Genomic DNA, 16409 nt, shown 5'->3' on the forward strand with positions numbered 1-16409 from the left:
TTCGCGAGCAAGCCCGCTCCCACAAGTTGACCGAGTTCAGCTGCAAGCACCGCACTGCTTGGCTTTTCTGTGGGAGCGGGCTTGCCCGCGATGTGGGCGCCTCGGTACATCAGGCATACCCAGGTGATGCCATCGCAGGCAAGCCAGCTCCCACATTTGACCGGGTACACCCTCGACCAAGGTGCACCAAGATCCAACTGTGGGAGCGGGCTTGCTCGCGAATGCGGTGTTTCAGTCAGCTCATGTGTCACTGACATACCGCCTTCGCGAGCAAGCCCGCTCCCAAAAGTTGACCGCGTTCAACTGCCACTAGCGCAGTGCTTGGCTTTTTTGTGGGAGCTGGCTTGCCTGCGATGCAGGCACCTCGGTGTATCAGGCACACCCAGTTGATGCCATCGCAGGCAAGCCAGCTCCCACCTTTGATTGAGTTTAGCCTTCAAGGTCAGGTCGGCTGTCAGGCCGCCTCGGCTGTGCTTTTGCTTCTACCACTCAGGTCGGCTACTAGGCCGCCGTGCTCTGCTTTTGATCTTGATCTGCTTTTGATTTTGATTTTGATCTTAGGCGCCCCGTTAAACCACGCTGGCCGAACGCAGGTAGTACGGAGCGGGTAAACCGGCAGGACGCCGGTTTAGCCGCGACGGGGCAGGGACGGCCCGTCGCGGCGGCCCGCTGCGTAGTACCTTCGTTCGGGCACACCGAGCCTAGGCGAGGTGCCGAGTGGTGGGGCAAGAGCCCTTTGGTTACTTTGGGGCTTTTCCAAAGTGACCCGCCGTAAGGGCGGAACCCATACCCGCCATCACCCAACCAACGGATATGCCCCCGTCCCCCTGCAACACCCCGCACCATCACCCCTCAATCACCCGCAAAACCCGACTACTTACCCCCAGTAATCTGCTTCACCAACTCCGCATGCCCCTTCACATCATCCGCCCGCGAAATCGCCTGAATCACCAGCAAGTGATTGCCCGAGCCTCCCAGGAATGTCGAGTTCAACGTCTTGCCGCCACCCTGGGTGGCCGTGCTGTCGACCTGACGCAGGCCAAGACCTTTGAAGGTCAGTTTCTTCTCGTTCTGCTTCTTGAAATCAGGCAGGGCAGCGCTCTGGTCCTTGACGAAATCAGCCACGGCGCCATCCAGAAACTGCGGGTCATTGTCTTTGATTGTGGCCCCGTCGTTGCGCACCGTTTCAGCCACGATCACCACACTCTTCGTGGTCGAGTTGGCGTACAGCGTGCCTTGGGTGTCGGCGGTGCCATCCTCAACCTTACCGGTCGGCAGCGTGTCGGCGACGTAAGCCTTGGGCAAGTTGAAGGTGAACTTGCCACCCAGCGTCGAAATGGTTTGTGTAGCGGTCGGCTTGGTTGCCGCGAACACGCCGCCGGCGGTAAGCGCCAGGGCCAGCAGGACGGCGGTCTTGGTGAAAGTGGCCATGAAGCGCTCCAGTGGATGAACGAAATTGCGGCGTATTCTGTCAGAAAACTCGCCAGATCGTTCATCCCTGTCCTCACACTTTGTCGGACTCTTCCTCAAGCCGATCCATCTCAAACAGCCGCGCCAGTTCCGTACGCGCTTCCTGGGCGGTTTGCATGACCTTGGCCGCATCGTCATATACCGCGTGTTGCGCAGCGAGCACTTGCAGGTCGTGGTTTTTGAAACGGGTGATGCGCGCATCGGCCTGGGCCTGGGTCAGACCGAGACCCACCAGGGTGCGGCGGCTCATTTCCAGGCTGGAGTAAAACGTTTCGCGCACCGGTGACGCGTCCAGGTCGACCAGGCGGTGTACGTGTTGGCGGTTACGTGCACGGGCGATGATTTTCATGTGCGGGTAGAGGTTGCGCACCAGTTCGGCGGTCTTGATGTTGATCTCCGGGTCGTCCATGGCAATCACGAAGAACTCGGCCTGATCGACCTTGGCCGCGTGCAGGATTTCCGGACGCTGCGGGTCGCCGTAGAACACCGGCATACCGCCGAAACTACGGGTCAGCTCGATGGTTTCCACCGAGGTGTCGAGGGCGATAAACGAGATGTTTTGCGCACGCAGAATCCGCGCCACGATCTGGCCCATACGGCCCATGCCGGCAATCACCACACGCGGTGCATCGCTTTCGATGGCGCGGTATTCCTCCGGCACTTCCACCGGTTTGACCTTGGGCTTGAACAGCTTTGGGCACACCAACAGCAGCAGCGGCGTCACGGCCATGGACAGTGTGATGGTCAGCACCAACACATCGTAGAGGTGCGGTTCGAACAGGCCCTGGTCGCGCCCGATCTTGAACACCACAAAGGCAAACTCACCGCCGGCGGCCAGCACCACGCCCAGGCGCAACGCGCTCTCGCGATTGAGGTCGCCTGCCATCCGGCCAACCGCATACAGCAGCGGCAGCTTCAAGCCGATCAACAGCAGGGTCAGGCCGATCACCACCAGCGGCGAACTGAGCAGCAGGCTGAGGTTGGCGCCCATGCCCACACTGATGAAAAACAGGCCGAGCAACAGGCCTTTGAACGGTTCGATCTGCGCTTCGAGTTCGTGGCGGTATTCGGAGTCCGCCAGCAGCAGCCCGGCGAGGAAGGCGCCGAGGGCCATCGACACGCCCACCAGCTCCATCAACCAGGCCGTGCCGATCACCACCAGCAGCGCGGTGGCGGTGGACACTTCGCGAAGGCCGGTCTTGGCGACAATGCGAAACACCGGACGCAGCAGGTAGCGTCCGCCGATGATCACCACCGCGATGCTGCCGAGTATCTGCAACACGTGTTGCAAGCCCTGGGCTTCAGTGGTCGGGTGATCACTGCCGGCCAGCAGCGGCACCATCGCGATCAGTGGAATCGCGGCGATGTCCTGGAACAACAGAATCGCAAACGCCAGGCGCCCGTGCGGCTGATTCAGCTCTTTGCGTTCGGCCAGGCTTTGCAGCCCAAACGCGGTGGAGGACAGCGCCAGGCCCAGGCCCAGCACAATCGCACTGTTCCAGGCTTGGCCAAACAGCCACAACGCCACCACCGCCATCACCAGCCCGGTCAGCAACACTTGGGCCAGGCCCACGCCGAACACCGCTTTGCGCATCACCCATAAACGCTTGGGCGACAGCTCCAAACCGATGATGAACAGCAGCAACACAACGCCCAATTCAGAGAACTGCGCCACGCTTTGCGGGTTGCCGATCAGGCCCAATACAGAAGGGCCGATGATCACACCCGCGAACAGATAACCCAGCACTGCGCCCAGTTGCAGACGCTTGGCCAACGGCACGGTCAGCACGGCGGCGAGCAGGAACACCACGGCTGCTTGTAACAGGTTGCCTTCATGGGGCATTGCGAACTCCAGGATCTTTAAAGCCAATCAACAGGGCGCCATTAGAGCGCTTTTTTACATTTCGAAACTTGTATTTTTGACGCGACAGGCAATGGATATTGGCTGTAGTCCCATTCTTACCGGGCGCTTACGAAAGTATTAATACCATTTAATTCAATGACTTTTCTGTAGGTCTACTACCGTTTCGACAAACTAGATCAGTTGTCACCACGGTCAGGTATTTCGAATTCGATGCGTGTGGGTCAATAGCGTTGGGCTTCTGCGCATTCATGGATGAAAGCTTGGACCACGAAGGAGTTGGACGTGGATAGAAGACTTGCTGCTGCCGGTGTATCGCGTATCGCCCCTCTGAACATGGCCATTCGACTCGGGATTGTCGGGTTGATGGTTGGCCTGGCAAGTCCTGAGGCATTAGCCACCTGTTCGACGGCAGGTTCTACCGTGACCTGTACGGGCGTGCCGAGCCTGCCGCTGTTTCTGAATAACTTCAGCAGCGCCACCAACGGCTTGACCGTGAATGTCAACGCGGGCGCGCAGATGAATGCGACGCTGGGCGGCCACGTGCTGGACCTCACCGGCGTCAACATCAGCTTGAACAACTCGGGCACCCTCGACCCGGCACTTCTGGGCCTCGTGTCGGTACTCAGTGGTGGCGCTTTCATCGGCACTGGCGCGTCGAGTACGGTCAGCGTACTCAACAATGCCAGTGGCATCATGCGCGGCACCGGGATGTTGCTTGGGCTCAATCTCACGAGCCTCGGCGGCCTGGCGCTTTCAGTTAACAACGCAGCGACCGGCACCACGAGCATCACCAACAACGGCACGATTACCTCCACCGGTTTGTCGGTGGGCGGCATAACGCTGGCCGACACGCCGGTGGTCGGGGTATACGGCGGTTCCCAAGTCAACATGGTCAACAGCAGCACCGGCGTTATCAATGGTCGGGTGGCGTTCGAAACCTCTGCGGCGGGCAACACGTTCACCAACGCCGGTGCGATCACGGGCGGCGTCTCGATGGGGGCGAACGGCACCAACACCTTCACTGCCGTTACCGGCTCAAGCGTGAGCGTGGGCGACGGTCTCCAGGTCAGTGTGGGGTTGGGCGGCCTGGCTGGGATCAATTTGACCTTTGGCCCGACGGGCACGGTCGATGGCGGTGCGGGGGGCGTCAACTCACTGATTCTGCAGAACCCTGTCGGCGTCGGCGGCGGTACTACGGGTGTGGGCACTGCGTCGAGCGCCAATTACGTCAACTTCAACAACCTGACGATCAACAGTGGCACCTGGACCCTGCAAGGTCCGCTGGTGTCGGGCAGTACCACGCTCAATGGAGGGGTTGCGCAGTTTAATAACAATGCGTCGTTTGGCAGCGGCGTGCTGACCTCCAACGGCGGGGTCCTGCAGGCGAGCAACGCGGGCTTGAACGTCAGTAATCTGGTGTCGCTCGGCGCGGGCGGTCTCACGGTCCAGGGTACCAACGCCACGACGTTGTCCGGCGTAGTCTCAGGCGCCGGGGGCTTGACCAAGGTCGGCAGCGGCCAACTGTCCCTGACCGGCATCAACACCTACCTCGGTAACACCACGCTCAACGGCGGCACGGTGCAACTGGGCAATAACCAGGCTTTCAGTACCGGCACGGTGACGTTCACAGGCGCGACGTCACTGTCGGCGCCTGGCACGATCAACCTGAACAACCTGATCACCCTAAACGGTGCCATGACGGCCACCGGCACCGGCGCCCTGACGCTGGCCGGCGCGATCAGCGGCGCGTCGGGCATCAGCAAAACCGGCACCGGCAGCCTGACCCTCAGCGGCAACAACAGCGGCTACACCGGCACCACCAGCCTGGGCGCCGGCACGTTGGTGTTGACCAGTGGCAATGCCCTGGGCAGCGGCGCCTTGAGCGTGACGGGCAATGCCAGCCTGGACGCCAGCGGGGCGCCGACACTGAACAATAACCTGGCCCTGACCGGCGACCTGACGCTGACCGGCACCAACCCGCTGACCCTCGCTGGCGTGATGTCCGGCGCCGGTGGCTTGATCAAAACCGGCGCAAGCCTGCTGACTGTGACCGGCAACAACACCCGCAGCGGGCTGACCTCGCTTAACGGCGGTGGCCTGGTGGTGGGTTCCAACACCGCCTTGGGCGCGGGCGCGCTGAATACCGCAGCGGGCACCTCGCTGGACGCCAGCACCGCTGTCACCCTCGGCAACGCCGTCAATCTGACGGGCGCGTTGACGGTTGGCGGCACCCAGGCGCTGGGCCTTGGCGGCGTCATCTCCGGCAACGGGGGCCTGATCAAAAACGGCGCCGCTGCATTAACCCTCACAGGTGCCAACACCTTCACCGGCAACACCAGCCTGAATGCCGGTGCGCTGGTGCTGGGCAACAACACGGCATTGGGCGCAGGCGGCACGCTGACCACCGCCGACAACACCACGCTGGATGCCAGCAGTGCAATCAACCTCAACAACGGCCTGAACCTGACCGGCAACCTGAACATTGCCGGTAGCAATACCCTTGGCCTGACGGGCGTCCTCAGTGGCGCAGGCGGGCTGACCAAGAATGGTACGGCCGCGCTGATTCTCAGCGGCGCCAACACTTTCCTCGCCGGCACCACGCTCAATGGCGGCACGTTGAACGTCGGTAACGACCTGGCCTTGGGCACTGGCGCGCTGAGCGTGGCCGGTGTTTCGACGCTGGATAACGCGGCGGGTGTCAACCTGGCAAATGCCATCAACCTGGGCGCCGACCTGACCCTGGCCGGCACCACCCCATTGACCCTCAGCGGCGTGATTGATGGCGCCTCGGGCCTGATCAAAAACGGCGTTTCCAGCGTCGTGCTCAATGCTGCGAACACCTTCCAGGGCGGCACCACGCTCAACGGCGGTACGCTCACAGTGGGCAACGCAAGCGCGCTGGGCACCGGTGCCCTGACCGTAGGCGGCGCAGCCAGCTTGAACAGCAACGCGGGGCTCGCCCTCAATAACGCGATTACCCTCAACGCCAGCCTGACGGCAGGCGGCGTCAGCCCGTTGACCTTGAACGGCATCATCAGCGGCGCGAATGGTTTGGTCAAAACCGGCACGTCGAGTCTCACCCTCAACGGTGTCAACACCTACACCGGCCCCACTGCACTGAGCGCCGGTTCGTTGGTTGTTGGCTCCAACACCGCGCTGGGCACTGGCGCGTTGAACGCAACGGGCGGCACCACACTGGACGCCGGTGCTGCGGTGAGCCTGAGCAACAACGTAAACCTGGGCGGCACCGTGACCGTGGGTGGCAGCAACGCGCTGACCCTCAATGGCGTCGTCGCGGGCATTGGGGGATTGATCAAAAACGGCCCGGCCGACCTGGTCCTGAACGGTGCCAATACATTCCTGGGTGATACGGCGCTCAACGCCGGCAAGCTGGTGGTCGGTGCCAACGCCGGGCTCGGCGCCGGTACGCTGAATGCCGCCGCCGGTACCGGCCTGGACGCCAGTACCGCAGCCAGCTTGAACAACGCGGTCAACCTTGCCGGTGCGTTGGCTATCGGCGGCACTGCCGACCTGACACTGACCGGGCTGGTCAATGGCGCAGGCAGCCTGGTCAAGAATGGCGCGGCTAACCTGATTCTCAATGGCGCCAATGGGTTTCTGGGCGGCACCACGCTCAATAACGGCACGTTGACGGTCGGCAATAACACCGCCCTGGGGCTTGGCGACTTGACGGTTGGCGGCGCCGCTACCCTGGACAGCAGCGCGGCTGTCAACCTGGGCAATAACGTAGCCCTCAATGCCGGCCTGAGCGTGGGCGGCACCAATGGCCTGACCCTGGGCGGCGTGATCAGCGGCACTGGCCCCTTGATCAAAAACGGCGCCGCCAACCTGACCTTGAATGGCATCAACACCTTCAGCGGCGGCACCACCCTCAATGCCGGGGCCTTGACCTTGGGTCACGCCAATGGCCTGGGCAGCGGCGCGTTGACTGTCGGTGGCGCGGCGACCCTGGACAACAGCGCATCCTTTGGCATCGGCAATGCCATTGCGCTGAATGCCGACCTGACCATCGCCGGTAACAACAACCTCAACCTGAACGGTGTGGTCAGCGGCGCCGGCAACCTGATCAAAAATGGCCTGGCTGACCTGACATTGAGTGGCACCAACACCTTTACCGGTGCGGTGAATGTCCTCTCCGGCAGCGTGACCACGCTCAGCACCGGTGCCCTGGGCAACACCTCCGGCGCCAACATCAGCGCCGGGGCGGCACTCAACCTCGGTGTGGACAGCAGCCTTGCAGCATTGACCGGCAGCGGTTCGGTGCAGCTCGGCACAGGCACCACACTGAGCGTCGGCGGCCTCAACACCACCAGCACCTTTGACGGCGACCTCAGTGGCGGCGGCGGCCTGACCAAAGTCGGCATCGGCACCCTCAACCTCACCGGCATCAACGGCCTCACCGGCAACACCGCCATCAATGCGGGCACCCTGAACCTCAGCGGCTCGTTGGGCAGCAACCTGGTCGATGTCAACAGCGGCGGCACCCTGACCGGCACCGGTTCGCTGTTGGGCACAGTCAACATCAACACAGGCGGGCACCTGGCGCTGAGCAGCGGCAATACCTTGTCGGCCGGCGCGCTGGCATTGGGGGCAGGCGCCAATCTGGATGTGGCCCTGGGCGCACCGTCGACGACATCCTTGCTGAATGTGGGCGGCAACCTGACCCTCGCCGGTAACCTGAACGTGACGGATGCCGGGGGGTTCGGCGTTGGCGTCTATCGCTTGATCAACTACACCGGCGTGCTCACCGACCTGGGCCTGAATGTGGCGAGTGTGCCGGTCGGATTTGGCCTGGGTGACCTGGTGGTGCAAACCTCCGTGGGCAACCAGGTCAACGTGCTGGTATCGGCGCCCAACGCCAATATTCGTTTCTGGGACGGCAGCCAGACCATTCCTAACGGTACCGTGGATGGCGGCACCGGTATCTGGACCAGCGCCGGCACCAACTGGACCAACGTCAACGGCACGCTCAACCAGGCATGGGCCAGCGACTTTGCGGTGTTCCAAGGCGCGGCGGGCACCGTCACGGTGCAAGGGCCGCAACTGTTCACGGGCATGCAGTTCGCCACCGACGGCTACACCCTGGTCAGCGGCGCCGGCGGGCAATTGACGGCTGTCAACGGCACCACCGGCAACACTGCCATTCGTGTTGACCCAGGCGCCACCGCGACCATCGGCGTGAACATCGACGGCATCGGCACGCTCAATAAACTCGACACTGGCACCCTGGTCCTCAGTGGCGCCAACACATACAGCGGCGGCACCACGCTCAACGGCGGCACGCTGGTGGTTGGCAGCAACACCGCGCTGGGCAGCGGTGTGTTGACGACGGTGAGCGGCACGACTCTGGACAGCAATGCCGCAGTGACCCTGGGCAATGCGCTGCTCTTGAACGGCAACCTGAGCGTGGCGGGCAGCAATGCGCTGACCCTCAACGGTGCGGTCAGCGGCGTCGGCGGCTTGATCAAGAACGGCACGGCCAACCTGACATTGGGCGGCACCAATACCTTCCTCGGCCCGGTGGCCTTGAACGCGGGTGGGCTGATCCTGGCTTCCAACACGGCGTTGGGCAGCGCCACCTTGAATGCGGCCAACGGCACGACGCTGGACGCCAGCACTGCGGTCACGGCCAATAACGCGATCAATCTTGCCGGCAACCTGGGCATCGGCGGAACGGCCGACCTGACACTGGCGGGCAGCATCAACGGTGCGGGCAGCCTGACCAAAAACGGCGCGGCCAACCTGATACTCAGTGGTGCCAATGGCTACCTCGGCGGCGTGACGCTGAACGCGGGTACCCTGACCCTGGGAACGGGCACCGCCCTGGGCCTGGGTAACCTGAGCGTCGACGGTGCCTCGACCCTGGACAACAGCGCCGCGCTGGCCGTGGCCAATAACGTGGCGTTGAACGCCGCGCTGACGGTGGCCGGCAGCAACGACTTGACCCTGGGCGGTGTGCTCAGCGGCAATGGGGCGCTGGTCAAGAACGGCGCGGCCAACCTGACGCTCGCTGGCGTGAATACCTATCAAGGCGGCACCACCCTGAACGCAGGCACCCTGACCCTGGGCACCGCAACCGCCCTGGGCACTGGCGCCTTGACCGTCGGCGGTGCAGCCACCCTGAACACCGCTGCTCCCTTGGTGCTGGCCAATGCGGTCAACGTCAATGCCGCGTTGACGGTGGGCGCTCTCAATAACAACCTGGGCCTGACCGGCGTGCTGGCGGGCAGCGGTAACTTGATCAAGACTGGCACCGGCGACCTGAATCTGGCCGGCAACAACAGCTTCTCCGGCCTCTTCGATGTACAAGCCGGCAGCCTGACCACGGTGGGCAATGGCGCGCTGGGCGTAGGCGCCGGGGTCAACCTCGGCAGCGGCACGCAACTGAACCTGGGCGGCTCGGCCAGCCTCGGCGCCCTGAGCGGCAACGGCGTGGCCCAGGTCGGCACCGGCAACACGTTGAGTGTGGGCGGCAACAACCTGGATGGCAGCTTCGGTGGCGTGCTAACCGGCGCGGGCAACTTCACTAAAATCGGTAGCGGTGCATTGACCCTCGGCGGCGTCAGCTCGCTGACCGGTGATACCCAGGTCAATGCCGGCAGCTTGCTCGTCAACGGTTCGCTGGGCAGCGCCACTGTGGGCGTCGCCAGCGGCGCCACCCTGGGCGGTACCGGCACCCTGGCGGGCAACGTGAACATTGCCGATGGCGGCCATCTGGCGGTGAACTCGGGCAATGCCCTGACCGTCGGCTCGCTGGTACTCAATGGCAACTCCAACCTCGATGCGGGCCTGGGCGCGGCGTCCACCGGCGGCACGGCACTGATCAATGTGGGCGGTAACCTGACCCTCGACGGCACGCTGAATGTGCACGATATCGGCGGCTTCGGTGTCGGTCTCTATCGCCTGATCAACTACACCGGCAGCCTGACCAACAACGGCCTTGCACTCGGCAGCGTGCCGGTGAACGTGTCGCTGGGCGATCTGGATGTGCAGACCAGCATCGGCAACCAGATCAACTTGCTGGTCAATGGCAGCACCAACGTGCAGTTCTGGGATGGCAGCCAATTGTTGCCGAACGGCACTGTCGATGGCGGCACCGGCAGCTGGAATGCCGGCGGCACCCACTGGACCAGCCTCAACGGCCTGGCCAACACTGCCTGGAGCCCCAACAGCTTCGCGATCTTCCAGGGCGCGGCGGGTACTGTCACCGTGGACGGCGCTCAAGCAATTACCGGCCTGCAATTTGTCACCGACGGCTACAACCTGGTCGGCGGCGCGGCGGGGGCCTTGACCTTGTTCAACGGCACCGGCGGCAATACGGCCGTGCGTGTTGACCCTAACGCCACCGCGACGCTGGGCGTCACGCTCAACGGTGGCGGCACGTTGGCCAAACTGGACGCGGGCACCCTGGTGCTCAACGGCGCCAACACCTATACCGGCGGCACCGTGCTCAACGGCGGCACCCTGGTGGTCGGCAATAACAGCGCGCTGGGTACCGGTGCGCTGACCACGGCCAACGGCACGACCCTGGACAGCAACGCTGCGGTCAGCCTGGCCAACGACGTGACTGTCAACGGCACGCTGACGGTTGGCGGCAGCAATGCGCTGACCCTGGCCGGCACGGTGGCGGGCACCGGCAGCCTGATCAAAAATGGCATCGCCAGCCTGACCTTGAGTGGCAACAACAGCTATGCCGGGCCTACCGCGCTGAACGCTGGCGGGCTGATTCTGGCTTCCGACACCGCGTTGGGCGCCGGCGCCTTGAATGTCGCTGCCGGAACCACCCTCGACACCCGTTCCGCCGTGACCCTGGCCAATGCGGTGAACCTGGCGGGCAACCTGGGCATTCTCGGCAGTGCAGACCTGACCCTCAACGGCCTGGTCACCGGTGCCGGTGGCCTGACCAAAAGCGGCGCGGGCAACCTGACGCTCAACGGCAACAATGCCTACCTCGGTGGCACGCAGTTGAATGCAGGCACCTTGACCCTGGGCAACGGCGCGGCACTGGGCAGCGGCGCGCTGGCCGTCAACGGTGCGGCAACACTGGACACCAGCACTGCACTGGCGCTGGCCAATAACACCACGCTCAATGCTGCGCTGACCATTGGCGGCACCGATGGCCTGAGCCTTGACGGCGTGGTGGATGGCAGCGGTTCGTTGAGCAAAAACGGCACCGCCAACCTGACACTCAATGGCGCCAACACCTACAGCGGCGGCACCACCCTCAATGCCGGTACGCTGACCATTGGCACCGCCACCGCCCTGGGCTCGGGCGCGCTGACCGTGAGTGGCGCGGGCACGCTGGACAACAGTGCGCCGCTGGTACTGGCAAACGCGGTTAATCTCAACGCCGACCTCAGCGTGGCCGGCAGCAATGACCTGACCCTGGCCGGTGTACTGGCGGGCAACGCGGCGCTGATCAAGAACGGCGCTGCAGACCTGCTGCTCAGCGCCAACAACACCTTCACCGGCCCGCTCACGGTGGTGGGCGGCAGTGTGACCACCGTGGGCAATGGAGCGCTGGGTAACACGTCGGGCGTCAACGTTGGCGCGGGCACCCGTCTCAACCTGGGTGGCAATGCCAACCTCAACAGCCTGGCCGGCAACGGCACGGTTCAGGTGGCGGGCGGCAGTACCCTGGCGGTGGGCGGCAGCAACCTGGACAACACCTTCGCGGGTGCGCTGAACGGCGCCGGTAACCTGGATAAAAACGGCACCGGCGCGCTCAACCTGACCGGCGCAAACGCCATCAGCGGCGGCGCCAACGTCAATGGCGGCACCTTGAATGTCAGCGGCTCGCTGGCCAGCGGCACCGTCGCGGTCAACAACGGCGCGACCCTGACCGGCACCGGCTCATTGGCGGGCGCCGTGACGGTGGCCGACGGTGGTCACATCGGCCTGAACACCGGCAGCACCTTGTCGGTGGGCTCGTTGGTGCTGGGCGGCAACGCCAATCTGGACGTCGGACTCGGCGTTCCGGTGGTGGGTGGCGGTAATGGGCTGCTCAATGTCGGCGGCGACCTGACCCTGGGCGGCAACCTTAACGTCACCGATGTCGGTGGTTTTGGCAGCGGCGTCTATAACATCATCAATTACGGCGGGGCCTTGACCAATAACGGCCTGACCCTCGGCACGCTGCCCGGCAGTGTGATCCCGGGTGACGTAGAGGTGCAGACGGCCATCAGCAACAAGGTCAACGTGTTGGTGACGGCGCCCAATACCACCGTGCAATTCTGGGATGGCGGCAACCTGATCGGCAATGGCGCCATCGAAGGCGGCAACGGTACCTGGGGCACCGGCCTCACCAACTGGACCAATGTCGATGGCACGCTCAACCAGAATTGGGGCAGCAGTTTTGCAGTGTTCCAGGGCGCTGCGGGTAACGTGAGCGTGGATGGCACGCAAACGATTACCGGCATGCAGTTCGTCACCGACGGCTATAACCTGGCCTCCGGCACGGCGGGCGTGCTCAATCTGGTCAACGGCGGCACCGGCAACACCGCGATTCGGGTCGACCCGAACGCCACCGCCACCCTGGGCGTGACCCTGGCTGGCGCGGGCACCCTGGCCAAACTCGACAGCGGCACCCTGGTGCTCAACGGCAGCAACACCTACACCGGCGGCACCGCGCTCAATGGCGGCACGCTGGTGGTGGGCAGCAACAGCGCGCTGGGCACAGGCACGCTGACGGCCGCTGACGGCACCACGCTGGACAGCAACGCAGCCGTCACGCTCGACAACGCTGCGGTACTCAACGGTGCATTGGCCATTGGCGGCAGCCGTGCGCTGACGCTCAACGGCCGGTTCAGCGGCAACGGCAGCCTGTTGAAAAAAGGCGCGGCGACACTGACCCTCAACGGCGCCAACACCTACAGCGGCGGCACCGGCTTGAATGCCGGCCAACTGGTCCTGGGCAACAACGCAGCGCTCGGCACCGGCGCGCTGACCGTTAGCGGCGCTGCCGCTCTGGATACCAGCACCGACCTGCAACTGGCCAATGCCATCAACCTGGGCGGCCCGCTGACGCTGGCCGGCAGCCATGACCTGGCCCTCAACGGCGCGGTCAGCGGCACCGGCAGCCTGGTAAAAAATGGCACTGGCGCGTTGCTGCTGACCGGCGCCAACACTTACAGCGGTGGCACCACACTCAATGTCGGCAACACCACCGGCAATACCACCAGCCTGCAAGGGGCGATTGCCAACAACGCGACACTGACCTTCGAGCAGGGCGCCGACGGCACCTACACCGGCAACCTCACCGGCGCCGGCGTGTTGAATAAAACCGGCACCGGCGCGTTGCTGCTGACCGGCAATAACACCTTCACCGGCAACACCAACGTCAACGCGGGCAGCGTGCTGGTCAATGGCACGTTGAACAGTGCGGCGGTACAGGTTGCCAACGGCGCGACGCTCGGCGGCAGCGGCACGCTGGGCGGCGCAGTGAACATGGCCGATGGTTCGGTACTCAAGGCCGGGGCGGCGACGCCGCTGTCGGTCGGTTCGCTGGCGTTGTCGTCCGGCACCACTCTGGACTTCACCCTCGGCGCACCGGGTGCGTCGACCACGGCGGTGAATGTGGCGGGTAACCTGACCCTGGATGGCACGCTCAACGTCACTGACGCGGGCGGCTTTGGTGCCGGCGTTTATCAACTGTTCCGCTACGGCGGCAGCCTGACCGACAACGGTTTGACCCTTGGCACACTGCCCGTCGGCGCAGGCGACCTGACCTTGCAGACGGCACTCGCCAACCAGCTCAACCTGCTGGTGCAAACCGCACCCGGGCAAATCCAGTTCTGGAACGGCGGCACCACCAACCCCGACGGCACCATCACCGGTGGCAGCGGCACCTGGGGCCCTGGCACCAACTGGACCGATCCGACCGGCACCCAAGGCCAGGCATCGAACAACCAGTTTGCCGTGTTTGGCGGGCAGGGCGGCACGGTCACCGTGGTCGGCAACCAAGGCTTTACCGGGCTGCAATTTCTTGACCCTGGCTACACGCTGACGGCGGGGGCAGGGGGCACCGTGTCGCCTACCGGCACGGCGGTGGTGCGGGTCAATTCGGGCGTCACCACGGAGATTGCTGCGCCGATCGTGGGCGGCGGGGCGATCAACAAACTTGATGCCGGCACCTTGTTGCTGACCGGCGCCAACACCTACACCGGTGGCACTACCGTCAGCGGCGGTACGTTGGCCGGTAACACGCTCAGCTTGCAAGGCCGGTTCCTGAACAATGCGCGCATGCTGTTCGTGCAGGCCACCAATGGCACCTTCAAGGGCACGTTGACCGGCACCGGCAGCCTCACCAAACAAGGCGCCGGGGCGCTGTTGCTGACCGGTAATCAGCCGTTCAGCGGCACCGTGGCAGTGGATCAAGGCGTGCTGCAAGTCGGCAACGCGGCCAATCCGGGCACGGTGTTCGGCGGGCAAGTGACGGTCGCCAATGGCGCGGGCCTGACCGGTAACGGCAGTGTCGGTTCGCTGGTCAACAACGGCAGCGTGACACCCGATGGCGGCAAGCTGACAGTGGCCGGTAACTTCACCAACGCCAGCACGGGCGCACTGAACCTGGTCATCACGCCTTCGGTCAGCAGTTCTCTGGCGGTCGGCGGCACGGCTAACCTGGGCGGCACCCTGAATGTGATCAACCTGGCGCCGTACACCGGGGCAACCACCTACACCCTGCTGACTGCCGGCGCGGTGAACGGCACCTTCAGCAACACCAACCTGGAGAACCTGGCGTTCCTCTCCACCTCGCTGGACTACAGCCCTACTCAAGTGGCGTTGGCGGTCAGCCGCAATAACGTCAGCTACGCCAGCGTAGCGGCCACCGGTAACCAGCGTGGCGTGGCGGCTGCACTGGACAGAGGCGCCGCCGTGGGCGGGGCCGCGGTGCAAAATGCGTTGCTCAACACCGATCCTGCCGGGGCGCGTGCCGCTTTTGACAGCTTGTCCGGCGAGATCCACGCCAGCACCGCCAGCGCAATGCTTGAGGATTCGCGCTACATCCGTGACGCGGTCAACGAGCGCCTGCGCCAACCTGGCTGCTATCGCGAGGACGACCCACGCAACAGCCTGGCGCCAAGCGAAAATCGCTTGAGCAGTGCCGGTTGCCACGGCGAGATGGTCGGCTGGATGCGCGTGCTTGGCACCTGGGGCCACATGGGCGGCGACAGCAACGCCGCCAAGCTGGACCGCAACCTTGGCGGCTTCCTGCTTGGCACCGACAAGCAAGTGGATGACGCCTGGCGCGTCGGCGTGGCCGCCGGCTACACCCGCAGCGACCTGGACGCCAAGCGCCGCAGCTCCAGCGCCGACGTCGACAGCTACCACTTGATGGCCTACACCGCTTACCAACAGGAAGCATTCGCCGCGCGTATGGGCGTGGCCTACAGCTGGCATGACATCGAAAGCAAACGCGACGTGGCGGTCGCTGGCGAAGGTCAGCGTCTGAAAGCCGATTACAAGGCACGCAGCGCGCAAGTGTTCGGTGAAGTGGGCTACACCCTTACAGCCGGCAGCGTGGCAGTCGAACCGTTCGCCGGCCTGGCCTACGTCAACTACGACAGCGACACACTCAAGGAGAAAGGCGGGTCGGCGGCGCTGCGCGGCGATGCTGATCAGGACGTGACTTTCTCCACCTTGGGCGTGCGTGTTGGCCAGACCATCACCCTGGGCAACGGCTCGAAAATCACTCCTCGGGGCAGCATCGGCTGGCGCCACGCCTTCGGCGATACCAAGCCCGACGCCGACTTGAGCTTTATCAACGGCGGGGGTTCGTTCAGCACCCAAGGTGTACCGATTGCCAAGGACAGTGCGGTTCTGGAGGCGGGGCTGGATTACCAGATCAGCCAGAACGGCAAGCTGGGCCTGGGCTACTCGGGTCAACTCTCGCGTAACGATAAGGACCACGCGATGACCGTCAGTTTCTCCCTCGGTTTTTGATCAAGGCCGAGCACCTTTAACCGCCCGTAAGGGCGGTTTTTTTTTGGGTTTTTGATCGCCCCAGTTACCCGACACGCTCTCTGTGGCGAGGGGGCTTGCCCCGCGTTGG

3 protein-coding genes are annotated in these 16409 nt (G+C 64.1%); 1 reads left to right on the top strand and 2 read right to left on the bottom strand.

Annotated features, from left to right (window positions below):
* Positions 1-873: 873 nt before the first annotated feature.
* Both AACW30_RS24940 and AACW30_RS24945 read right to left on the bottom strand, forming a co-directional pair.
* A complete protein-coding gene (locus AACW30_RS24940; protein ID WP_124417768.1) occupies positions 874-1431 on the bottom strand; it encodes a hypothetical protein in 558 nt (185 codons plus the stop codon).
* Positions 1432-1504: 73 nt separating this feature from the next.
* Entirely contained in the window at positions 1505-3313 is a 1809-nt protein-coding gene (locus AACW30_RS24945; RefSeq protein WP_106579619.1) for a monovalent cation:proton antiporter-2 (CPA2) family protein, read from the bottom strand.
* A 303-nt stretch (positions 3314-3616) separates the two neighbouring features.
* Here AACW30_RS24945 and AACW30_RS24950 point away from each other — a divergent pair, with 303 nt between their 5' ends.
* Complete coding sequence (locus AACW30_RS24950) at positions 3617-16300, top strand: autotransporter-associated beta strand repeat-containing protein (RefSeq protein WP_442793491.1); 12684 nt, start codon at positions 3617-3619, stop codon at positions 16298-16300.
* Positions 16301-16409 lie beyond the last annotated feature (109 nt).

Origin of the sequence: Pseudomonas sp. MF6747, from assembly GCF_963890955.1 — a bacterium.
Lineage (GTDB): Bacteria > Pseudomonadota > Gammaproteobacteria > Pseudomonadales > Pseudomonadaceae > Aquipseudomonas.